This is a genomic window from Paenarthrobacter nicotinovorans, from assembly GCF_007670255.1.
GTDB lineage: Bacteria > Actinomycetota > Actinomycetes > Actinomycetales > Micrococcaceae > Arthrobacter > Arthrobacter nicotinovorans_B.
Genome location: NZ_SZVS01000002.1, coordinates 258,920 through 281,441, shown reverse-complemented (window position 1 = coordinate 281,441; position 22,522 = coordinate 258,920). Strand labels below are relative to the sequence as shown.

Here is a 22,522-nt window from a genome sequence, read left to right as displayed (position 1 = left end):
AACGTATTAAACATGCGTTCAACCGCAGACGATCTAACTACCCGGGCACGCATCCGTGACGCCGCCATCGGGCTCTTTGGTCGTGAGGGATTCGCCCGTGCGACTGTACGTTCCGTCGCAGCCGAGGCCGGAGTCAGTCCAGGGCTTGTCATCCACCATTTCGGCAGCAAAGCAGGTTTGCGGGATGCCTGCGATGAGCATGTCCTTTCCCAAACAGCCACGCAGGGACGGGAGAAAACGGATCCGGGCTCCACAGGCAGACTCATCCAGGATTACCTGAACAATCCGCACGACTACGCCAATGAGATCGCCTATATCCGCCAGTCCCTCAGTGACGAGTCGGATGCCGCTGACGCCTTCTTCGACGGGGTTGTCAGCCAAACGGAGGACATCATCCACACGGGCATCCAGGCCGGCACTATCCGGGTCTTCGAGAATGTCCGGGCCATCGCCGTCGTTATTGCCTCCAACAGCCTGTCCGTGCTCATGCTGGGCCGCCACGTCTCCCGGGCGCTGGGCACCCCGGTAGCCGAACCGCACGGCATCGGCCCGGAGTTATTGCGGCGTCTGACGCTGCCCGCGCTCGACATTTACACCCACGGTTTCTACACGGACTCGCGGTTCCTGAACGCAGCCCGCGAAGCACTGGAAAACAACAACAACGGAAGGGAGCATGCCCCGTGACCCAAGCAATCGTCGTCAAGGGGTTGCGCAAAAAGTTCGGACAGCGCGAGGTTCTGCACGGGTTGGATTTCGCCGTGGAGTCAGGGACCGTCTTCGGTGTGATCGGGCCGAACGGGGCGGGTAAGACCACCACCATGCGCTGCCTGCTGGACATCATCCGGCCCAGTGCCGGTTCCATCTCCATCCTCGGGCAGGATCCCAGGCGGTCAGGGCCCGAATTGCGACGCCGGATCGGGTATTTGCCCGGGGAGCTGCACTTGGAGAACCGCACCACAGGCCGCCTGATGCTGGAACATTTCGCCGCCATCAGCGGGCCGGTGGACCAGCGGCACGTCAACGATCTCGCCGATCGGCTGCAGCTGGACTTGGACCGCCAGACCCGCAAACTGTCCAAGGGCAACAAGCAAAAACTCGGGCTGCTGCAGGCTTTCATGCACAAACCCGAACTCCTCATTTTGGACGAACCCACCAGCGGCTTGGATCCCCTGGTCCAGCAGGTCTTCCACGCCATGGTCCGCGAAGCAGTGGACGACGGAGCCACAGTGTTCCTCAGTTCGCATGTGCTGAGCGAAGTCCAGCAGGCCGCGGACGCCGTCGCCATCCTTCGCGACGGCGGAATCGTCACGGTTTCCACGGTGGAGGCCCTCCGGACAGCAGCGGTAAGGCAGCTTCGCTTCAACAGCACCGGAACAGAAGCGCACGACGTCGGTGCGCTGCTGGCCAGGGTGCCGGGCGTCGCCAATGTGGCGGTCCGGGAGCTGACGCCCGATGGGCACGCCGCGGGGACGGTAGAAGCCACGGCGACACTCTCCGGCCACGTCCAGCCCCTGGTCCAGGAGCTGGCCAAGCTGAACCTGACGGACCTGGTGTTGGAGGAGCCGGATCTGGAGGAAGCCGTCCTGACGCTTTACACGGGCGACAAAAGCCCTTCCTCCCATGAAGAATCACGGCACAGAGCCCTAAAGCAACCGGAAGGAGCCCACCATGCCTAGGCCACTGCCGCTGTTCACGAAGGCACTGACGGATTCGTGGCGTTCCACTCTCGCGTGGGCTGTGGGTCTGACGGGTGCCATCATGCTGTACCTGCCCCTGTATCCCTCCATCGGCGGCAGCTCCCAGATGCAACAAATGATCGATGCCCTCCCCCAAGGCATGACCAAGGCCTTGAACTACGATCAAATCGCGACCGGTCCCGGCTACACCCAGGCCACGTTGTTCGGGCTCATTGGGTTCCTGCTGATGTCCATGGCATCCGTGGGTTGGGGCGCGGCCGCAGTGGGCGGCGACGAGGAGTCCGGGCTCCTGGAGCTGACCTTGGCCCATAGCGTGACGCGCGTACAGATCGTGCTGGAGCGGGCCTTGGCGCTGATCGTTCGTATCGCGATCCTCACTGCCCTTGTCTTCGTGCTGGTGCTGGTACTCAACGGGCCCGCCCAACTAAATATCGACGTCGGACATCTTGCCGGCGCGGTGCTGCTGTTTGCTGCCTTGGCCCTGCTGAGCGGCACCGCAGCGTTGTTTGTCGGTGCCCTGAGTGGACGGAAGGTGTACGGAGTCGCGGCCGGCGCTGCCGTTGCGGTCCTCGGCTACGTTTTCAACGCCGTGGGACGGCAAAGCCCCAACGTGGACTGGCTGCTGAATCTCTCCCCGTATCACTGGGCCTATGGCAATTCACCTGTTGCCAGTGGGGCCGACTGGGGCGCGGTGACCGGGCTGTACGCCATATCGGTTGCCCTTATTGCCCTGGGAGCCTTCGCCCTGCAGCGTCGGGATGTTGGAGTCTAGCTCCACACGTGAGGCGCGGGACGGCGGGCCCCAGGCAGTCCGTTGTTCTCGCGCCACTCGTGGATCCATTCGGGCAGTTCAAGGTCGGCCGGCGGCGCACCAAACTCGGCGATGATCTCTTCCTGGGACACCGGCTTGCCTTTGGCAACCAGGCGCGTGGCGATGTAGGCGCGTGCGTAGATCTCTCCGTCCACCACCATGCGCTGCTCGAAGTAGATGGCTTTCGTGTCCAGGCCGATGATGCGGGTTTCAACGGTGTAGCGCTGCCACAGTTGCAAGGACTTCCGGAAGGCGATGGTCTCCCCTGCTGCAACAGGGCTCCAGCCCCGCTTACGCATTTTGCCCCAGACCCCGCTGCGCACCATAAGGTCGAAGCGCCCGAGATCCATCAGGGAGAAGTACATGCCGTTGTTGACGTGCATGGCGATGTCAATATCCGTGGGCAGCACACGCAAAGGCAGCGAGGATTCTTCCCAGACGCCCAAGGGCGAGCGCTTGGCGGACGTGAACAGCAGCATGAGGGTACGTAGAAGCAGGTGCATGGCAGCTATGTTACCCGCGGGTAACATTCCGCGGAAGGTGCAGCCCGTAATGTCGAACGCCCCTCCGACGGCTGCGTCCAGAGCAGTGTTCGGCCGCCCCGGCCACTTTTATGTCCAACGATTGCACTAACGTTTACCGCAGGTTCACGAAAGACGTGCACAATATCTGGAACTCGTATTGGAAGAACACATCAGGGGGATCCCTTTGAGTACGCTGCAAACCACCCGGCCCCACGGCGACGTCTGGCCCGAACTCCAGCGCCACCAAGTGGTAGTGCTCCAGGATGCCCGCGGGAACCGGATTGAGGGAACCCTGGACGGCATGACCGATGACCGCAGCACCCTGTGGATCCAGCTTAAGGGTGGGCTCGGACGCCAGTTGATCCACCACCTGGACGGCTACTGGCTGGAAACGACTGCTTGATCCTCCTGCCGCAGGGCCGGCCTGTGGCTAGGATTCCCGTATGACTCAAGCGCGATACCGGGACCTCGTCGAATGGCCGCTGATGGCCACGGCATTGATTTTCCTTACCGCCTACGCCTGGCAGGTCATCGGTCGCGTCGATGGACCCACGGCGACCCCCTTGGAAGTGATTCTCTGGATTACGTGGGGAATTTTCGCCGTGGACTACTTCATCAACCTTTGGCTCGCCGAAGACCGCATGCGATGGTTCCTCTGGAATCTCCATGAACTCCTGATCGTGGTGCTTCCCTTCTTCCGGCCGTTGCGGCTGCTGCGCCTGGTCACCCTGCTCTCAGTGCTGCAGCGGACCGTAGGCGAAACCCTCCGTGGACGCGTAGCAACCTACGTCGCCGGAGCGGCAGCCATGCTCATCCTCGTTGGAGCGCTCGCCGTCCTTGACGTCGAACAGGGCGCCCCCGACGCCAAGATCCTGACCTTCGGAGACGCAGCCTGGTGGGCCGTTACCACCATCACCACCGTGGGCTACGGCGACTTGTATCCGGTAACACCCATCGGCAGGGTGGTGGCCGCAGCCCTTATGATGAGCGGCATCGCAGTACTGGGTATCGTCACTGCTTCCATCGCCTCCTGGCTGGTGCAGCGGATCGAGGAGAATGCCGAAGGCGTGGCGGCCGCGGCCGGCGAAAAGGTGGCGGCAGCCGAGGAACCCGTGCGGGCCGAAGTGGCTGATCTGGTCAAGGAGATCGCGGCCTTGCGGCTGGAAATCGCCGAGCTCCGGAAAATCTCCGAGCGGCAGTAACCAAAAAGCCACCCCGTCCGGGACAACCCGCAGACACAAAAAATCCCCGGAACCAGTGGTTCCGGGGATTTTTCCTGGGTGGCAGATGAGGGATTCGAACCCCCGTAGGCAGTGCCAGCTGATTTACAGTCAGCCCCCTTTGGCCGCTCGGGTAATCTGCCGAACTTCAAAAGAAGATCACTTCCGGAAGACCATTTCTTTCGATCCGGTAACCGAAGGCAGAGACAACCTTACAGAACTTCCGCCCAAGAATCTAATCGAGGTCAGAGGCCCTGAATTTCGGCGTATTTCAGGCTTCTCCGAGGATACGATCCGCCAGTTTGGCCTCGAACTTCTCGGCCTGCTCGGCGGTGATCTGGTTCAGCTGCACGGCCCGCTGGAGATCTGCGTGGACGCCATCCATGCGCGATGTGGCGTCGGGGACCGGGCTTAGCACGATCGAGGCCGCCACCGCCGCCGCAGCTACTGCACTGGCAGCAGCCGCAGCAGCCGTTCCAATGGAACCTGCTGCTGCTGAGGCGGACTTGCTGATGGACTGGACGGCCTTGGTGCTCACGCTGATCCTCCGGACGAAGTGTCTTCCAACTGGTACAACTCTGGGCCGCATTCCTCGGTTCCCACCCTGCGTGTGCTGTGAGCGAACTGTGAAAGCCCTGCACGGCCCCAACTGCGGGCTTCCGTACTAGGCTGGATGCCAGAACCCAACCCGCCCTCACAGGGCCCCCAACCTAAGGAGAGTCATGGCAGGCGAATCCACATTCGACGTCGTCAGCAAGGTAGACAAGCAAGAGGTCGCCAACGCACTGAACCAGTCCCAGAAGGAAATCGCGCAGCGGTACGACTTCAAGGGCGTCGGCGCAGAGATCGACTTCAGCGGCGAGAAGATCCTCATGAAGGCCAACTCGGAGGACCGTGTCCTTGCAGTCCTGGACGTCTTCCAGTCCAAGCTCATCAAGCGCGGCATCTCCCTGAAGTCCCTGGACCAGGGCGAGCCCTACCCTTCGGGCAAGGAGTTCCGCCTGGAGTGCAGCATCAAGGAGGGCATCGCCCAGGACATCGCCAAGAAGATCAACAAGATCATCCGCGATGAAGCCCCCAAGTCCGTCAAGTCCCAGATCCAGGGCGACGAACTCCGCGTGACCTCCAAGTCGCGCGACGACCTTCAGGAGACCATGGCCATCCTCAAGAAGTTCGAAGAGGCCGACCTCCAGTTCGTGAACTTCCGCAGCTAACGGCGCTTTGGCCGCGTGATTGCTGGGCGCCCGCGTCCGAAGTCCGCACAGAGTCCGCAGAATCACCGAGGACCGCAGCGATCAGCCTTGATCCTGCGGTCCTCGTTTTATCCACAGCTGTGATTTTCCTCACAGAGAGTCCTCTTGAGAGAGAATGTCGTTAGCGTTGGATGAACAGGGGAGAAATCGCATACGGAAGGGAAGCCTTGAGCGCGCAAATCCACCCCCGAGCAAGCTTGTTGACTGGCAGGCAATCGCGTCGGACGGTCAAGAAGTCCATATTTGCGCGCCGGCGTACGGAAGCGTTTCAGCAGCGCTCTGAGCGCTTGGCCGCCTACATCAATTCCCCGAAAGGCGTTGAGGCGGCTCTTGCTAAGCCCGCCACCGTGATTTACACCCGCAAAAAGCACTAATGGCGGAGTGGCTGGAAGCCGATCGCAAACATCAACCGCTCCTGCAGAAGTTCACTTGTATAGCAAAGGCTGAAGTCGGACCAGGGACGTGGCACAAAAAGCAGAAAGACCGGCCATGGGCGCGCCGCGTAGAGGCCGCTATCCGCGGGCTCAGGCTACCACTGAAGGCGCCGCACCGGGCTGAAATTCTCTTGGATGTAGAGGCCGCGAGGATCAACGCGTTTGTGGCTTTCCGTAGCGAACCGATCAACGCCACCCAGCATCAGTTCCTCGCCTTGTTCCTGGCCCGTCACCTGGACTGCGCCAAGAACAACACGGGCACCGAAGCACTCAAGCACTTCGTCGACACGTGTCTCGAGATGGCAGATGGCATGCCCAAAGTGGAGCTCGTCGTATTCTCAGGTCAAGCGCATAAGCTGAATACCCCGGTTCACGCCTTACTGCAGCACCAGGGCTGGGAGCCCGAGGAAGAAGACGAAGAGGATCCAGACTTGGTCTGGTGGCGCTATCGTGTCCAGCTTGCTCCGCCGATCTGATCCGCCAGAGGCACCACAACCCAACTTCGAGCAGCATCGCATCCCGGCCCGATGCCCGTATCTACAGCGACTGTCGTAAATTACGGCACGATTAGTTTGCGTAATAGCCGCCGGGCAGTATTCTTCTTCCTTAGGCGAGCCTAAGTACGGCTCCCTTAGCGAAAGAACACTCCGACATGACCGCCAACTTCCTGATCGGCCTGCGCGAAGGCCTCGAGGCCTCCCTGATCGTGGTCCTGCTGATGGCTTATCTCATCAAGACCGGGCGGCGGCACCTCATTCCGCGCCTCTGGGCAGGGGTGGGCGCAGCCATTGCCATCTCCTTCGGCTTCGGCGCCCTGCTGACTTTCGGCCCGCGGGGCCTGACGTTCGAGGCGCAGGAAGCCATTGGCGGCGGACTGTCAATCGTTGCCGTGGCCTTGGTGACGTGGATGGTCTTCTGGATGGCCCGCACCGCGCGCAGCCTCGGCGGCGAACTCCGCTCGCAGGTGGACAAAGCGGCCGACGGCGCCGCCTGGGGCCTTGCGCTCGTGGCGGCACTGGCCGTGGGCCGCGAAGGACTCGAAACCGCGCTGTTCATCTGGGCTGCAGCCCAAGCCACGGGAGAAACCACCCTGCCGCTCCTCGGGGCTCTGCTCGGACTGGTGGCCGCCGCCGGCTTGGGCTATCTGCTGCACCGGGGAGTCCTCAAGGTGAACCTGGGCCGCTTCTTCACCTGGACCGGCGTAGGCCTGATCATCATCGCGGGCGGAGTGCTGGCCTATGGGGTCCATGACCTACAGGAAGCCGGCATCCTCCCGGGCCTCCACAACCTGGCCTTCGACGTCTCAGCCGCCATCCCGCCGTCGTCCTGGTATGGCACGCTGCTCAAAGGCACCCTGAACTTCTCCCCCGCGACCACGTGGCTGGAAGCGGCAGCCTGGCTGCTGTATGTGGCCCCGGTGCTGTTCCTGTACATCCGGGCCAACCGTTCGTCCCGGCCGAAGGCCACCAGCGCCGTCCCGGCTCCGGCCATCGCTGCCCAGTCCTAAGACACCCTGCCTGGTCCCACCCGGACCCTCCCCTCACGCGCCACCGATAGACAAAGGATTCCCCATGCCCGCTTCACCCAAGCTCCGCAGAACACTTGCCGTGATTGGCGCCGCAGCAGCAGTGCCGCTGGTCCTCTCAGCGTGCACTGACAACGCGAAGACCACGGCCGCAACGGACGGTCCCATCCAGGTCAGCAGCACGGCCAACGAGTGCAAGGTGTCCACCACCTCCGCATCGAGCGGCAATCTCACCTTCGCGGTGAAGAACGAGGGCACCGAAGTCACCGAGTTCTACTTGCTGGCCGAAGACGGGCTGCGGATCATCGGCGAAGTGGAGAACATCGGCCCGGGAATCTCCCGCAACCTGGTAGTCACCGCTCCCGCCGGTAAATACACCACGGCGTGCAAGCCCGGCATGCAAGGCGACGGCATCCGTGCCTCCTTCGAGGTCAAGGAATCCGGCAACAAGCCCAGCGTGGACGCCGATCTGCAGAAACTGGTGGACACTGGAACCCAGCAGTACGCCGCCTACGTCAAGGATCAGACCGAACAGCTTGTCACCGGCACCAAGGCCTTCGCAGAAGCCTTCGCCGCCGGTGATGCAGCCAAGGCCCGCGAGCTCTACGCGGCCACCCGCATGCACTGGGAACGGATCGAACCCGTGGCGGAGTCCTTCGGCGACCTCGACCCCAAGCTGGATGCCCGCGAAGCAGACCTTGAGCCCGGCCAGGAATGGACCGGCTGGCACCGCGCAGAAAAGGACCTCTTCCCGCCTGCAGGCTACACAGCGATGACCGCCGCGGAGCGCACCGCCATCTCCACGCAACTCGTTGCCGACACCGAAGACCTCGCCACACGCACCCGCACCGTGGAACTAACGGCGGACAAACTAGGCAACGGCGCCAAGGAACTCCTGGACGAGGTTGCCACCGGCAAGGTCACGGGCGAAGAAGAGATCTGGTCCCACACCGACCTCTGGGACTTCCAGGCCAACGTTGACGGCGCCCGCATCGCATTCGAAAGCCTGAAGCCGGCCCTGGAACAGAAGGACGCAGAGCTCTCCAAGTCCCTGGATGAAAAGTTCACTGCGCTGCAGGCCGAATTGAAGAAGCACGCAAAGGGCGATGGCTTCGCCTTCTACAACGAGCTCAGCCCGGAGCAGGTGCAGGCCCTGGCATCGCTGGTCGACTCGCTGGGTGAGCCCCTCTCCAAGCTCACCTCAGCCGTGGTGCTGTGAGCGGCTGCCCTTTCGGCCACACGGGTGAGCCGGCCGACGTCGGGCGTTCCGGTGAGCCGGCCGACGTCGTAAAGTCCCAAAAGGCGTCCGACGGCGGTACGGCGGCTGCCGCTGCTACCGGCGCTGCACGGATGTCGCGCCGGGGCCTACTCTCCCTCGCTGGCGTGGGCGGCGCCGGAGCTGTGGCAGGACTCGCCGCAGGCTTCCTGGGTCATGACGCGGTGGCGACGGCGGCATCACCCTCAGTGCCTGCCGCCGGGGACGCCGTGGTTCCGTTCTTTGGCGATCACCAGGCGGGCATCACGACGCCTGCCCAGGACCGTCTGCACATGGCCGCGTTCGATGTGACCACCGAGGACCGCAAGGAACTGATCAAGCTCCTCAAGGACTGGACCGCAGCGGCCCAGGCGATGACTGCCGGCAATCCAACCGGCAAGACCGGCGCCGTCGATGGCCCGTACGACGCCCCGCCAGAAGACACCGGCGAGGCCTTGGATCTGGCAGCTTCCAAGCTGACCCTGACGTTTGGCTTTGGCGCAGGCTTGTTTGAGAAGGATGGCAAAGTCCGGTTCGGTCTGGAAGGGCGGCGTCCGACCGCCCTGATCGACCTTCCCCACTTCCCAGGCGATGACCTGCAGCCGGGCCGCACTGGCGGTGACCTCGTGGTCCAGGCCTGCGCGGATGATCCACAGGTGGCCGTCCACGCAATCCGCAACCTGGCGAGGATCGGATTCGGAAAGGTCCGGGTACGGTGGTCGCAGCTCGGGTTCGGCCGCACTTCCTCGACCTCCCGCGCCCAGGTGACGCCCCGCAACCTGTTCGGTTTCAAGGACGGCACCAACAACCTCAAAGTCGAGGACAACGCCCTCCTCGACGAGCACGTCTGGGTGGCGGGCGGTGGCCCCGCGGCCGAGCAGTGGATGGCCGGTGGCAGTTACCTGGTGGCGCGCCGAATCCAGATGCACATTGAAATCTGGGACCGTACCTCGCTGCGGGAGCAGGAAGGGCTGATCGGACGCACCAAGGGCGCGGGGGCTCCCCTGTCGGGAGGAGACGAGTTCAGCACGCCGGACTTTGCCATGGCCGGACGCAATGGCGAGCCGTTGATCCCCATGGATTCACACATACGCCTGGCACATCCGGACCAGAACAACGGCGTCCGCATGCTGCGCCGCGGCTACAACTTCACCGACGGCTCGGACGGACTCGGGCACTTGGATGCCGGCCTGTTCTTCATCGCGTTCGTCAAGGATCCGCGAACCCACTATGTCCCCATGCAGCTGGCCTTGGCCAAGGGCGACACCTTGTCCGTGGAGTACCTCAAGCACACAGGGTCCGGCCTCTTCGCCGTGCCACCGGGCGTGCAGCAGGGCGGGTACATCGGCGAAGGGCTGTTCAGCTAAAGCCCTCTTCCGTTGCGGGCCCGCTTTTCCGTCGTTGGCCAACAACGGATCTGCGGGTCCACAACGTGTTGCGTCCCTAGGAGAGCGGCCGCCCCGCCATCCTTTCCAGCCGGCTGATCCGTTCCTTCATGGGCGGGTGGGTGGAGAACATGCGCCGCATGCCGCCGCCCCTGAAAGGGTTGGCGATCATGAGGTGCGAGGCATTGACCAAGCGCTGGTCCTGGGGAAGTGGCAACTGGCTCACCCCGGACTCGATCTTGCGCAGGGCCGAGGCCAATGCCAGGGGATCGCCAGTGAGCTCGGCACCGTCCTCATCCGCGTCGAACTCGCGGGTGCGGGAGATCGCCATCTGGATGAGTGAGGCCGCAAAGGGTGCCAGCAGCGCCATGGCGATCGTCGCAAGGGGGTTTGCGTTGCGCCGGTCGCCACCGCCAAAGATCAGGAGCATTTGGCCAACCGAGGTGATCACGCCGGCCACGGCAGCAGCCACCGAGGACGTGAGGATGTCGCGGTTGTACACGTGCATCAGCTCATGGCCCAGCACACCCCGGAGTTCCCGTGCGTCCAGAAGGTGCAGGATTCCCTCCGTGCAGCACACGGCGGCGTTCTTCGGATTGCGACCGGTAGCGAAGGCGTTGGGCGTCATGGTAGGTGACAGGTAGATCCGCGGCATGGGCTTGTTGGCCCGGACGGACAGCTCCCGGACGATCTGGTACAGCTGCGGCGCTTGGGCCTCGGTCACGGGGTATGCGGCCATGGAGCGGATGGCGATTTTGTCGCTGTTCCAGTAGCCATAGGCAGTTGTACCGACGCCGATCAAGGCCATGATCCATATGGGGGCGGTGCTGCGGGTTCCTGAGGCGATGATGGCACCCAAACCCAACAACACCGCCCACAGCACGCCGAACAGCGCCGCGGTTTTGAGTCCATTGTTGTGTTTGTGCACGTTTCCTTCGTCCTCTTTCTTCGCCTCTTGCGGGGGTTCTTTAGCTTAAACGTCGACGTCGTCCGCCCTGTTCCGGCGCCTACGGCACCGGCGTCTAAGGCAACGGCGGTTACGGCACCGGGTGCTTCGAATCGTAGGCGACGAACCCGGGTTGGATGCGCGAGGCCAGCCACGCCAGCACGATGCACAGAACGCCGCCAAGCAGCAGCACGCCGCCCTCGCTGAGGAACTTCGTCACTCCACCGGCAAGCATGTCCCCCACCCGTGGCCCGCCCGCGACCACCACAATGAACACCCCTTGCAGCCGCCCGCGCAAATGGTCGGGAGTGGCGGCCTGGAGGATGGTGGTACGGAAGACAGCACTCACGGAATCGGAAATGCCGGCGAGCGCACAGCAGAGCGCCGCCGGTATCAGCCAGGGTGTGGTTCCGTTGCGTCCGGAGTCTCCAGCCAGGAGCACCACCAGGCCAAAGCCGGCAATCGAGGCACCCCAGCCCATGACCGACCACACGACGGCACTGCCCTGCCGGCGTACCCTGCCCAACGGCCCTGAGAACAGGCCGGCAAGGAACGCCCCCACTGCCGTGGACGCAAGCAGCACGCCGACAGTGGTTTCGCCTCCCCCGATCATCACAGCACCAATAGCCGGCATCAGCGCCCTGGGTTGTGCGCAGATCATGGCGATCAGGTCGATCACGAAGGTCATGCGGACATTCGGCCGCCCGCCCAGGAAGCGGAACCCCTCCACCACTGAACGGAACCCCGGCCGTACAGCGTCCTTGGAGGGTGGCAGTGGCGGGAGCTTGAAGAGCCCCCACAGCGCAAAGGTAAAGCTGATGACGTCGATGGTGTAGGTCCACCCGAAGCCGATGGTGGCCACGAGCACGCCGGCCAACAGGGGTCCCGCGGTCATCGAAAGACCGAATGTCAGCATGTTCAGGGCATTGGCAGCCGGCAGCAGGTCCTTGCGGACCAGGAGCGGAATAATCGCGCTTCTTGCCGGACCGTTGATGCCCTGCGCGCCGCTTTGGATGGCCACCAGCGCGTAGAGCACCCAGATATTGCCAATCTCCAGCCATGCCTGCAAAGCCAGCCCGGCCGTGGTCAACCAAAGGACCAGGGAGGCAATCAGGGCCACTTTCCGCCGATCGTAGGCATCGGAGATGGAGCCGCCGTAGAGACCTGCAATCACCAACGGAACCAGCGCGAAGATGCCAAGCAGTCCTACGTAAAGGCTTTCCTGGGTCAGCCGGTAGACCTCCAGGCTGACGGCCACGAGGGTCAGTTGGGTCCCGATGGCAGCGACGGATGCCCCCAGCCAGAGCCGGCGAAAAGCAGGACTCTCCCTGAGCGGAGTGATGTCTGCCAGTAGTTTTGCCACCGTCCAACCCTAACCAGCCCCGGGGCTTGGTAGGCTCACCCCGGGGAAGGAGTTGACATGGTCATGTCGCGACGTTTGCTGTACCGTTCGGACTTTTGGGAGATCGCCCGGCCACGCCACCCCCTCACTGCCGGACACGTAGTGATCCGATTGTCCGATCCCTCCATCGACTTCGCGCTCCCGTCAGCAGCGGACTGGCTGCTCTGCCACCAGCTGGCGCGGACAGCCCTTGCGAAGGTTCTCGGAGCCAGTCAGTGCGCCGTCATGTTCGCCTACCAGTGGCACCCCTTGGGAGCCGGGCTGGGTGAACCGGTGGCTGAGTCCTCAACGCCGACGTTCCACCTTTTCGGTCGTTGGGCTGGGGAAACCACGACGCCGGGACAGCAGCTTTCGCTGCCTGCCCACCGTCGGGCGGTGCTGCCGGAGTCCGGCCTCGAGGTGACCGACAAAGTGATACGCGAGGCCCTCCGGAGCGAGCGACCCACAGCGGACCGGACCGTCGAACATGCGGCGGAGGCCGCCGTCGTACCTCTCCTTGAACCGACCCCAATGGTGCGAACTGTTGCGGCGGGACCCCGCCACACGGTGCTCGAACCCGTGGGAGGTGCCGCGTCGATCCGTGAATTCAGGCCGGCTGATCTCCTCGCCGTCGCCGCGTCGCTGCGTGCATTACCGCTGTCCGCCGGCATCAGCGGCTTCAGTTGTCTGGCGCTCGAATCACCAGCACCGCAGACACCGCTGCGGATCCACGCGCTGGGTAGGTCCGCGGCGGAAGACGTGAATCCGCTCCTGGAATTATTACGTTCACCGGAAGTTAGCCTCGCCTTATTGTGAACTTATCAAAATAAGTGTTTGAATGGATGCATGACGGATCACACAGCTGAGCAGCAAGCATGGGCGGCGGCCCTGCATGCCCATGGCCGCCGTGTGACCAAACAGCGGCTTGCAGTGCTCGCCGCGGTCCAGCACCATCCGCATTCCCCGGCAGAAGGCATCCTTGCCGCTGCCCGCGAAGAACTTCCCGAACTGACGGCGCAGTCTGTTTATGTGGTTCTCAGCGACCTCACGGACCTGCAGATGCTGCGCCGCTTCGAGCCCCCGCACTCCCCGGCGCTCTATGAAACCCGGGTTGGCGACAACCACCACCACGCCGTCTGCATCAGCTGCGGCAAGGTGGAGGACGTGGACTGCGCAGTGGGACACGCACCGTGCCTCACTCCGCACTGGAATGAAAATTCCAAGCCCATGACCATCCAGATCGCAGACGTCCTCTATCAGGGCATCTGCCAGGATTGCCAGGCCAAACAACAGCTTCCCGTACTACCTTCCGTAACCCAGAAATAAGAAAAAGGAGAATGATGACCGCGAACATCTCGACCACACAGTCGGGTGCCCCTGTCACTTCCGACGCGCACTCCAAGTCCGTCGGCGCTGACGGTGCCATCATCCTGACCGACCACTACCTGGTGGAAAAGCTCGCACAGTTCAACCGCGAGCGCGTCCCGGAGCGTGTTGTGCACGCAAAGGGTGGCGGCGCTTTCGGTACGTTCAAGACCACTTCCGACGTTTCCGCCTACACCAAGGCAGCTTTCCTTCAGCCGGGCGCCGAGACGGACATGCTGATCCGTTTCTCCTCCGTTGCAGGCGAGAACGGTTCTCCCGACACGTGGCGCGATCCCCGCGGTTTCGCCGTGAAGTTCTACACCTCCGAGGGCAACTACGACCTCGTGGGCAACAACACCCCGGTGTTCTTCATCCGCGACGGCATCAAGTTCCCGGACTTCATCCACTCCCAGAAGCGCCTCCCGGGTACCCACCTGCGCGACGCTGACATGCAGTGGGACTTCTGGACCCTCTCCCCCGAGTCCGCACACCAGGTCACCTGGCTCATGGGCGACCGCGGCCTGCCGGCTTCCTGGCGTGAAATGCAGGGCTACGGCTCGCACACCTACCAGTGGATCAACGCTGCCGGCGAGCGTTTCTGGGTCAAGTACCACTTCAAGTCCAACCAGGGCGTCAACTCCATCACCGGTGAGCAGGCTGAAGCACTGGCCGGTTCGGATGCAGACTTCTACATCCGCGACCTCTCCGAGAACATCGAAGCCGGCAACTTCCCCTCGTGGGAACTGCACGTCCAGGTCATGCCTTACGAGGACGCCAAGACGTACCGCTTCAACCCGTTCGACCTCACCAAGGTGTGGCCGCACTCTGACTACCCGCTGATCCACGTGGGCACCATGGAGCTGAACAAGAACCCGGAGAACTACTTCGCGCAGATCGAGCAGGCCACCTTCGCGCCGTCGAACTTCGTGCCGGGCATCGCTGCTTCCCCGGACAAGATGCTGCAGGCCCGCATCTTCTCCTACGCCGACGCACACCGTTACCGCGTGGGTACCAACCACGCCCAGATCCCGGTGAACCAGCCGAAGAACCAGGTCAACAACTACAGCCAGGATGGCCAGGGACGTTACCTGTTCAACTCCCCGTCCACCCCGGTCTACGCACCGAACTCGGTCGGTGGCCCCGCAGCAGTCGAGCCGGCTTCCCCCGCCGGTGGCTGGGAGAACGACGGCGAGCTCACCCTCTCCGCGCACACCCTGCACGCTGAGGATGACGACTTCGGCCAGGCCGGTACCCTGTACCGCGAGGTCTACGACGAGGCCGCCAAGGCACGCTTCCTCGAAACCATCACCGGTGCCGTGGGCGGCGTGAAGAACGCCGACATCAAGGAACGCGCCATCCAGTACTGGACCAACGTTGACGCCGAACTCGGCGCCAAGCTGCGCGCCAACCTCGGCGCTGGCCAGACCACGTCCGACGCTGAAGCAGCCAACAAGCTCTAAGCGTTCGGCTTTCAGAACACCCCGCTGCGGATCCATCCGCGGCGGGGTGTTCTTTTGCTTTTCCACATAGCCGCTTCTTTCCACATAGCAGGCTCTACCTATGGCTGATCAGTCCTGGGGATTCATAGGATCCCTTCATGGACACATTCACAGGCATTCAGACAGCCGCTTTCCGCTTCTACGAGGACCTTGAAGAGAACAACAACCGTGAGTGGTGGCTGGAGCATAAAAGCACGTACGACGCCGAGGTCAGGGAGCCGCTGACAGCTCTCCTTGCGGAGTTGGAGCCCAGGTTCGGGCCGGCAAAGATCTTCCGCCCCAACCGGGACATCAGGTTCTCCCAGGACAAGTCGCCGTATAAGACCGCGCAGGGCGCCTTTGCTGCCACCCGGGAAGGCGTTGGCTACTACGTGCAGATCAGCGCCGACGGGCTCCTCATTGGCGGCGGTTACCATTCCCACACGCCGGCGCAGCTTGCCCGCTTCCGGGCAGCAGTGGATGCTCCGGAGAGTGGTCAGGAGCTGCAAAAGATCATCGACGCCGTAGCGGAAGCAGGGTTCGCGATTGAGGGCGAGAAGTTGAAGACCATTCCCCGCGGTTTCGACAAGGACCATCCGAGGGCGGAGTTGCTCAAGCACAAGTCACTCTCGGCCGGGGTGGCGGTGGGGCAGCCGGAATGGTTGTCCACTGCTGCGGCCAAGGACGAAATCGCTGCCCGCTGGGAGGTGCTGAGGCCTTTGGTGCAATGGGTCGGCGAGCACGCGGCACCGTAAGGATGTTGACGGCCCCGGGACGCAGAAACGCCCGGAAACCAGTGGTTCCCGGGCGTCTCCGTGATGGAAAAGCAGGTAGCTGTCTGACAAGCTGCGTCCCGCATCAACGTGCAGGCGGACGCAATCAGACCTTGGAGAGGTCGTCCTCGTCGCCGTCGGTCTGTCGGCTTTCCGTGCGGCCATCGACGGAGGCCTTGGCGGAAGCGAACTTCTCGTTGAGCCTGGAGTGCCGCTGGCCGTAGGCGAAGTAGATCGCCATGCCGATGACCAGCCAGATCGCAAAGAAGATCCAGGTTTCCACGGCCAGGTTGGTCATGAGGTAAAGGCACAACACTGCCGAGACCCAGGGCAGAACCTTGCCGAACGGAACGCGGAAGGCAGGCTTGAGGTCGGGACGCTTCTTGCGGAGCACCAGGATACCCAGGCTGACCATCACGAAGGCCGAAAGCGTTCCGATGTTGATCATTTCCTCAAGGAGGTCCACCTTGGTTACGCCGGCGACGATGGCAACTGCGGCACCACAGATGATCTGCAAGCGGGCCGGGGTAGCCCGCTTGTCGCTCGTCTTGGACAAGGAGCGGGGCAACAGTCCATCGCGGCTCATGGCCAGGACCACGCGGGACAGGCCCATGAGGAGCACCATGATCACGGTCGTCAGGCCTACCAGGGAGCCGAAGGCGATGACCTTGGCTGCGTCGGTGTTGCCCACGGCCTCGAATGCGGTGGTCAGCGTCGGGTTCTTGACCTCAGCCAATTGGGTGTAGGAAACCATGCCGGTCAGGGCGAGCGAGACCAGGATGTAGAGCAAGGTGACCAGGGCCAGGCCACCGAAGATGCCGCGGGGCAGTGTCTTCTGCGGGTTCTTGACCTCTTCGGCGGAGGTGGCCACCACGTCAAAGCCGATGAAGGCGAAGAACACCAGTGCAGCGCCGGCGAAGATTCCGAGGGTTCCGTACTGCGCAGGAGCGGCACCGGTCAGGAAGCCGAAGAACGACTGCTTCATGACGTCGGCCGCACCGTTTCCGGCCGTAGGCTCGGAGGCCGGGACAAACGGCGTGTAGTTGGAGAACTTCACGTAGCTGAAGCCCACCACGATCACGAACAGCACGACAGCGATCTTGATCATGGTGAAGACGTTGCCCACGCGGGCGGACAGCTTTGTCCCCAGCACCAGTAGCACCGTAAAGATTGCGACGATCAGGAAGGCGCCCCAGTAGAGGTCGATGCCGAACACGCTGACGGAGGGCGGCATCTCCACTCCCATCAAACCGAACACGGTACTGAGGTAGATGCCCCAGTACTTCGCGATCACGGCAGCAGCAGTGAAGAGTTCAAGAATGAGGTTCCAGCCGATGATCCAGGCCAGGACCTCGCCCATCGTGGCGTACGTGAAGACGTAGGCGGAACCCGCCACGGGGATGGCGGTCGCGAACTCGGCGTAGCACATGATGGCCAGAGCACAGGTGACAGCGGCGATGGCGAAGGAAATGGTGACGGCGGGGCCGGCAAAGTTGGCGGCAGCCTTGGCGCCCACCGAGAAGATACCGGCGCCGACGGCAACCGCGACGCCCATGATCATGAGGTCCCAGGTACTCAGACTGCGCTTGAGCTTGCGACCGGGTTCGTCGGAATCGGCGATCGACTGCTCAATCGACTTGGTCCTGAAAATGTTCATAAAAATGCCACATTCTGGAGGGGGGTGGTATAGGACTCATCAAGAATAGTGTCCGGCCAATGGACGGCCATATTTATCCCAAATAGTGAGACGCTCCCCGTAGACCTGTGACAGTTGAGGCTGGTGTGACGCGGCCGAGTTGCCCGCATCACACCAGCCTCATGCCCGACTTCATGTAGCTAAACGCCAGGTACGTCCCAATCCATCAGTGTTGACCGGATCAGGAAGCGCTTGCCCTCGGGTGCCTCAACTGAGAAACCGCTCCCCCGCCCTGAAACAACATCCACTGTCAGATGGGTGTGCGACCAATAGTTGAACTGTTCCCGGGACATCCAGAACTCCAGCGGCTGTGGCTCCGAGGCTGTGCCAAGTTCGAACCGGCCCAGAAGGACATCCGAATCGCCGGTCAGGAACTCCCCCGCCGGATAACACATGGGTGCGGAGCCATCGCAGCAGCCACCGGATTGATGGAACATCAACGGGCCGTGCTGCGCCCACAACGTGCGGAGAAGATCCACGGACGCCGCGGTGAGCGCCACCCGGGAGAAATCCTCTCCGGGCAGCGTCACCGCAGCTTCCAATGCAGAGCTGGTCATCAGAACTTCAGAACCACTCGGCCGTCGATCTTTGCGTGTTTCATTTCGTCGAACACCGCGTTGACCTCGGACAACTCCCGGGTGGAGACCGTTGGCTTGATCTTCCCCTGGGCATAGAACTCCAGTGCTTCTTCAAGGTCCTGCCTGGTGCCCACAATCGAACCCCGGACCGTGAGGCCCTTGAGGACAATCTCGAAGATCGGCGCCGGAAAATCCCCTGGGGGAAGGCCATTGAAGACGATCGTCCCGCCGCGCCGGGCCATGCCGATGGCCTGACCGAAGGCCGAGGGGTGTACGGCCGTCACCAGCACCCCATGGCAGCCGCCGGTTTCCCGTTGGATCACCTCGGCGGGATCCTCATGCAACGCGTTGACCGTCAGCTCGGCACCGTGTTCTTTTGCCAGCGCCAGCTTGTCGTCGGCGATGTCCACAGCGGCAACACGCAAGCCCATCGCCACGGCATACTGAACCGCGATATGTCCCAGGCCGCCGATGCCGGAAATGGTGACCCACTGTCCCGGCTTGGCCTCGGTCATCTTGAGACCCTTGTACACCGTCACACCGGCACAGAGGACCGGAGCAACCTCCACGGGGTCCGAGCCTTCCGGGATGCGGGCTGCAAAGCGTGTGTCCACCAGCATGTACTCACCGAAAGAGCCATCCACGCTGTAGCCGCCGTTCTGCTGGGACTCGCACAGTGTTTCCCATCCGGTCCTGCAGTACTGGCAGTCTCCGCAGGCAGACCACAGCCAGGCGTTGCCCAGGAGATCACCGACGGCAACGTCAGTAACCCCTTCGCCCAAAGCCACTACTTCGCCCACTCCTTCGTGCCCTGGAATGAACGGTGGCGTGGGTTTGACGGGCCAGTCGCCTTCGGCGGCGTGCAAATCCGTATGACATACCCCCGACGTCAGGAGGCGGACCAGCGCTTGGCCGGGACCCGGCGTCGGGCGTTCAACCTCCTTGACCGTGAGGTCGGTTCCAAACTCCGTGACTACTGCTGCTTGCATCGTGTTCGACATTGACGATCTCCTTTGATCCCTGCGAATAGTTGGAGTTTTTGTACAGCTAATGCCCTTAAGAAGGCTCCATAAGGGCATTTGCTGTACAAAACTCCTAGAAGAAGCCGAGCTTGTTCTCGTTGTAGCTGACCAGGAGGTTCTTGGTCTGCTGGTAGTGGTCCAGCATCATGGCGTGGTTTTCACGGCCAATGCCTGAGGACTTGTAGCCACCGAAGGCGGCACCTGCCGGGTAGGCGTGGTAGTTGTTGACCCACACGCGGCCGGCCTGGATTTCCCGGCCTGCGCGGTAGGCGACATTTCCGTTGCGCGACCAGACGCCGGCACCCAGTCCATAGAGGGTGTCGTTCGCGATGCCGATGGCGTCGTTGTAGTCGCTGAACTTGGTGACGGACACTACCGGGCCAAAGATCTCCTCCTGGAAGATCCGCATCCTGTTGTGTCCCTCGAAGATGGTGGGCTGGACGTAGTAGCCGCCAGCCAGGTCACCGGAGAGCTCGGCCCGGGCACCACCGGTAAGGACCTTGGCGCCCTCCTGCTTTCCAATGTCGATATAGGACAGGATTTTCTCCAGTTGGTCGTTGGAGGCCTGTGCACCGATCTGGGTTTCCGTATCCAGCGGGTTGCCCTGGATGATCTTGTTGGTCCGGGCCACGACGTCGGCCATGAAGGAGTCGTAGATGCCTTCCTGGACCAGCGCGCGGGACGGGCAAGTGCAGACTTCGCCCTGGTTGAACGCGAAGAGCGTGAAGCCCTCCTGTGCCTTGTCGTAGAAGGCGTCGTTCTGGGCGGCGACGTCGTCGAAGAAGATGTTCGGGCTCTTGCCGCCAAGCTCCAAGGTGACGGGGATGAGGTTGTTGGAAGCGTACTGGCTGATCAACCGGCCAGTGGTGGTCTCACCCGTGAAAGCGATCTTGCGGATGCGCGGGCTGGAAGCCAGCGGCTTGCCTGCCTCGACGCCGAATCCGTTGACCACGTTGACGACGCCGGCCGGCAGGAGATCACTGATCAGTTCCATGAGGACCAGGATGGACGTCGGCGTCTGCTCTGCAGGCTTGAGGACAACCGCGTTTCCGGCCGCGAGTGCCGGCGCCAATTTCCAGACGGCCATGAGGATGGGGAAGTTCCAGGGGATGATCTGGCCGACAACGCCCAGCGGCTCCTTGAAGTGGTAAGCCGTGGTGTCCTCATCCAATTGTGAGAGTCCGCCTTCCTGGGCGCGGACGGCCGAGGCGAAGTAGCGGAAGTGGTCGGCTGCCAGCGGGATGTCGGCGTTGAGGGTCTCGCGGACCGGCTTTCCGTTGTCCCAGGTCTCTGCGACGGCCAGAAGTTCAACGTTCTCGTCGATGCGGTCGGCGATCTTGTTCAGGATCGCGGCGCGTTCGGTGGCGGAGGTCTTTCCCCAGGATGGCGCGACTTTGTGGGCTGCGTCCAGCGCGAGCTCGATGTCCTCCGAGGTTCCCCGGGCAACTTCGCAGAAGGCCTTGCCTGTTACTGGGGTGATGTTCTCAAAGTAGGCGCCCTTGACCGGGGCGACCCATTCGCCGCCGATCCAGTTCTCGTAACGGTCCTTGAAGGTGACCTTCGAACCCTCGGCACCCGGCTGTGCGTAAACGGTCATTGCTAGCTCCTTTGCTGCGAATCACTGTGGCTCTCGCCATTGATCCGAGCCTAGGAGCCGGGAGGTTGCAGCTACGTTGCAACAGTGTGAGTCAGCTCACGCCTGCAGTTCCCTGTCGATCCGCTCAAGGTCGGCCACCACCGCGGCGCGCTTGGGTGAGCGGGGCGGCAGCAGCTTCAGGACCGCAAGGCGGAGGTCGACGTCGTACTTCGCCTCCGGCAGTTCCGCGTACTTGAGCAGCGAATCGACGCTGCCGTCGCTCAGCAGCGCCTCCCGCAACAGATGCGAGACCCGCTCGCGCAACTGCACGACGCCGGGCGCCTCCGACCGCGGCAAAAGCGCACCTTTGTAGATTTCCAAGGCTATGCGGTGGGCGCCGCGCTGCAGGCAACTCAGGACCTGGCCGGAATCGGGAAGCAACTCGACGGGCAGCCGGTACGGCCGCGACTCGGGCACAGCGTCAGGGCTGAGTTCCTGGATGACCTTGCGGAGGCGGACCATCTCGGCGCGGAGAGTCACGGACGATCCCTCGCCGGGGTAAAGCTCTGCGCACAGATCATCAGCGCTCAACCCATCCGGATGGTTGCCCAGAATGGCCAGGATCTCGCTGTGGCGCGCTGACAAGGAGACTGTCCGGCCATCGATGCTCAGCAGCGCCTGGTCGCGCCCCAGAAGCTGGAGGCTGTTGCGGTACAAAGCCTGGCCGCCCGTGGCGGCTGCACTCCGGCGTCGTGGTTTGTCGCGGACTGCCGCGGCGAGCTGCAAGCGTTCGATGCGCAACTGTGCCTGGGCGGCAGCGACCGTTGCTTCCACGAGCGAGAGCGTGTGCGGTGCGACGGCGGTTTCGGTCCCGGTGATGTCCACGACGCCCAACACTGCGCCGGAGTCGGGATCGTGGAAGGGAACCGCGGTGCAGCTCCAGGGATGGACGGACCGCTTGAAATGCTCGGCCCCGGAGATCTGGATGCTGCGGTCAAGGGCCAAGGCCGTGCCCGGAGCGCTGGTGCCCACGGAGGCTTCGGACCAGTCGGCGCCGGCGACGAACATCATGCCTTCGGCGCGACGCTGCATGACGGGGTCGCCGTCCACCCACAAAAGCCGCCCGACGTCGTCGCCTACGGCCACCAGCAGCCCGCTGTCATGGCTCGGCTGGACCAGCAGCTTCTTGATCACGGGCATGATGGTGGCCAAAGGGTGCTGCCGCCTGTACTCCTCGAGCTCATCGCGGTCCATGGCCAGGGGCGCTTCGGGTACGTCGGGGTTGGCCTTCAAGTTGGCCGAACGTTGCCACGACTCATGGACGAGGCGCCTGATTCCGGCGATCTCATCGGCGGTTCCGGCGCGCCACGCCTCCAAATGTTCGTGGCCGGCCAGGGCGCGCTTCTGCAGCAGCTCCGCGGCGTCATTGCCGGGAACCACCGGATGGATTGGATTCCTCACTCGAACTCCCCTGGGTCCTGTGCGTTATGGCCTCGCGTGGTGGGCAACGCGTGTGGTGGGCAGCACAGTACCGACGAGTCTAGTTCGCCGGATGGAGTTTTTGTACAGCGAATGACCCTAAGGCGCCCGAATAAGCGCAATA

General features: G+C 63.0%; 23 protein-coding genes and 1 tRNA gene. 14 read left to right on the top strand and 10 right to left on the bottom strand.

All coding sequences use genetic code 11. The features are described 5' to 3' along the window. Positions 1–12 precede the first annotated feature (12 nt). The 3 genes from FDP28_RS04120 to FDP28_RS04110 are packed head-to-tail and all read left to right on the top strand — an operon-like array spanning position 13 to position 2,469. A complete protein-coding gene (locus FDP28_RS04120) occupies positions 13–684 on the top strand; it encodes a TetR/AcrR family transcriptional regulator (protein WP_144659335.1) in 672 nt (223 codons plus the stop codon). Continuing rightward, positions 681–1,676, top strand: coding sequence for an ABC transporter ATP-binding protein (locus FDP28_RS04115; RefSeq protein WP_144659334.1), 996 nt, complete (start codon positions 681–683; stop codon positions 1,674–1,676). Before FDP28_RS04120 ends, FDP28_RS04115 begins: the two co-directional genes overlap by 4 nt. Continuing rightward, on the top strand, positions 1,669–2,469 hold the full coding sequence (locus FDP28_RS04110; protein WP_144659333.1) for an ABC transporter permease subunit: 801 nt from the start codon (positions 1,669–1,671) through the stop codon (positions 2,467–2,469). The genes FDP28_RS04115 and FDP28_RS04110 overlap by 8 nt, the downstream gene beginning before the upstream one ends. Here the strand turns inward: FDP28_RS04110 and FDP28_RS04105 are convergent. After that, positions 2,466–3,011 carry an acyl-CoA thioesterase gene (locus FDP28_RS04105; RefSeq protein WP_144659332.1) on the bottom strand — a complete coding sequence of 182 codons (546 nt, stop codon included), beginning with the start codon at positions 3,009–3,011 and terminating at the stop codon, positions 2,466–2,468. The two genes, FDP28_RS04110 and FDP28_RS04105, sit on opposite strands and share 4 nt — an antisense overlap. A 205-nt stretch (positions 3,012–3,216) precedes the next feature. Between FDP28_RS04105 and FDP28_RS04100 the strand changes: the two genes are divergently transcribed. Both FDP28_RS04100 and FDP28_RS04095 read left to right on the top strand, forming a co-directional pair. Further along, complete coding sequence (locus FDP28_RS04100; protein WP_144659331.1) at positions 3,217–3,435, top strand: hypothetical protein; 219 nt, start codon at positions 3,217–3,219, stop codon at positions 3,433–3,435. Positions 3,436–3,475: 40 nt separating this feature from the next. Beyond that, positions 3,476–4,234, top strand: a complete 759-nt coding sequence (locus FDP28_RS04095; RefSeq protein ID WP_144659330.1) for a potassium channel family protein — start codon at positions 3,476–3,478, stop codon at positions 4,232–4,234. A 79-nt stretch (positions 4,235–4,313) separates the two neighbouring features. On the opposite strand, the gene FDP28_RS04090 is transcribed toward FDP28_RS04095, so the two are convergent. Continuing rightward, positions 4,314–4,395, bottom strand: a tRNA-Tyr gene (locus FDP28_RS04090). Positions 4,396–4,523: 128 nt separating this feature from the next. Next, the gene (locus FDP28_RS04085; RefSeq protein WP_144659329.1) at positions 4,524–4,790 is read right to left on the bottom strand and encodes a hypothetical protein; all 267 of its coding nucleotides are present in this window, start codon (positions 4,788–4,790) and stop codon (positions 4,524–4,526) included. Between the two features lie 184 nt (positions 4,791–4,974). On the opposite strand from FDP28_RS04085, the gene FDP28_RS04080 reads away from it, so the two are divergent. From FDP28_RS04080 to efeB, 5 genes are all read left to right on the top strand, one after another. Then, a complete protein-coding gene (locus FDP28_RS04080) occupies positions 4,975–5,466 on the top strand; it encodes a YajQ family cyclic di-GMP-binding protein (protein ID WP_144659328.1) in 492 nt (163 codons plus the stop codon). A gap of 412 nt (positions 5,467–5,878) precedes the next feature. After that, positions 5,879–6,415, top strand: coding sequence for a hypothetical protein (locus tag FDP28_RS04075; protein ID WP_144659327.1), 537 nt, complete (start codon positions 5,879–5,881; stop codon positions 6,413–6,415). A gap of 176 nt (positions 6,416–6,591) precedes the next feature. Further along, positions 6,592–7,446 (top strand): iron uptake transporter permease EfeU, encoded by an 855-nt coding sequence (gene efeU / locus FDP28_RS04070; protein WP_144659326.1) that lies wholly within the window; start codon positions 6,592–6,594, stop codon positions 7,444–7,446. Positions 7,447–7,510: 64 nt separating this feature from the next. Further along, positions 7,511–8,683, top strand: coding sequence for an iron uptake system protein EfeO (gene efeO / locus FDP28_RS04065; RefSeq protein ID WP_144659325.1), 1,173 nt, complete (start codon positions 7,511–7,513; stop codon positions 8,681–8,683). Then, complete coding sequence (gene efeB, locus FDP28_RS04060) at positions 8,680–10,086, top strand: iron uptake transporter deferrochelatase/peroxidase subunit (protein WP_144659324.1); 1,407 nt, start codon at positions 8,680–8,682, stop codon at positions 10,084–10,086. The genes efeO and efeB overlap by 4 nt, the downstream gene beginning before the upstream one ends. Before the next feature lie 76 nt (positions 10,087–10,162). On the opposite strand, the gene htpX is transcribed toward efeB, so the two are convergent. Both htpX and FDP28_RS04050 read right to left on the bottom strand, forming a co-directional pair. Then, the gene (gene htpX / locus FDP28_RS04055; protein ID WP_144659323.1) at positions 10,163–11,032 is read right to left on the bottom strand and encodes a zinc metalloprotease HtpX; all 870 of its coding nucleotides are present in this window, start codon (positions 11,030–11,032) and stop codon (positions 10,163–10,165) included. Positions 11,033–11,141: 109 nt separating this feature from the next. Next, positions 11,142–12,413, bottom strand: coding sequence for an MFS transporter (locus FDP28_RS04050; protein ID WP_144659322.1), 1,272 nt, complete (start codon positions 12,411–12,413; stop codon positions 11,142–11,144). A 57-nt stretch (positions 12,414–12,470) separates the two neighbouring features. Here FDP28_RS04050 and FDP28_RS04045 point away from each other — a divergent pair, with 57 nt between their 5' ends. The 4 genes from FDP28_RS04045 (at position 12,471) to FDP28_RS04030 (ending at position 16,029) form a co-directional block, all read left to right on the top strand. After that, a complete protein-coding gene (locus FDP28_RS04045; protein WP_144659321.1) occupies positions 12,471–13,247 on the top strand; it encodes a hypothetical protein in 777 nt (258 codons plus the stop codon). Positions 13,248–13,277: 30 nt separating this feature from the next. After that, a complete protein-coding gene (locus FDP28_RS04040) occupies positions 13,278–13,757 on the top strand; it encodes a Fur family transcriptional regulator (protein ID WP_144659320.1) in 480 nt (159 codons plus the stop codon). A 14-nt stretch (positions 13,758–13,771) separates the two neighbouring features. Further along, on the top strand, positions 13,772–15,256 hold the full coding sequence (locus tag FDP28_RS04035) for a catalase (protein ID WP_144659319.1): 1,485 nt from the start codon (positions 13,772–13,774) through the stop codon (positions 15,254–15,256). Between the two features lie 137 nt (positions 15,257–15,393). Beyond that, on the top strand, positions 15,394–16,029 hold the full coding sequence (locus FDP28_RS04030; protein ID WP_144659318.1) for a DUF2461 domain-containing protein: 636 nt from the start codon (positions 15,394–15,396) through the stop codon (positions 16,027–16,029). 124 nt (positions 16,030–16,153) lie between these two features. Here FDP28_RS04030 and FDP28_RS04025 read toward each other — a convergent pair whose 3' ends face one another. The 5 genes from FDP28_RS04025 to FDP28_RS04005 form a co-directional block, all read right to left on the bottom strand. Continuing rightward, positions 16,154–17,704: an amino acid permease gene (locus FDP28_RS04025; RefSeq protein WP_144659317.1), complete on the bottom strand. Its 1,551-nt coding sequence runs from the start codon at positions 17,702–17,704 to the stop codon at positions 16,154–16,156. A 179-nt stretch (positions 17,705–17,883) separates the two neighbouring features. After that, positions 17,884–18,300: a DUF779 domain-containing protein gene (locus FDP28_RS04020; RefSeq protein ID WP_144659316.1), complete on the bottom strand. Its 417-nt coding sequence runs from the start codon at positions 18,298–18,300 to the stop codon at positions 17,884–17,886. Beyond that, positions 18,300–19,322, bottom strand: a complete 1,023-nt coding sequence (adhP, locus tag FDP28_RS04015; RefSeq protein WP_186313500.1) for an alcohol dehydrogenase AdhP — start codon at positions 19,320–19,322, stop codon at positions 18,300–18,302. Before adhP ends, FDP28_RS04020 begins: the two co-directional genes overlap by 1 nt. A gap of 94 nt (positions 19,323–19,416) precedes the next feature. Beyond that, positions 19,417–20,940, bottom strand: coding sequence for an acetaldehyde dehydrogenase ExaC (gene exaC / locus FDP28_RS04010; RefSeq protein WP_144659315.1), 1,524 nt, complete (start codon positions 20,938–20,940; stop codon positions 19,417–19,419). A 96-nt stretch (positions 20,941–21,036) separates the two neighbouring features. After that, positions 21,037–22,380, bottom strand: coding sequence for a helix-turn-helix domain-containing protein (locus FDP28_RS04005; RefSeq protein WP_144659314.1), 1,344 nt, complete (start codon positions 22,378–22,380; stop codon positions 21,037–21,039). Between the last annotated feature and the right edge of the window lie 142 nt (positions 22,381–22,522).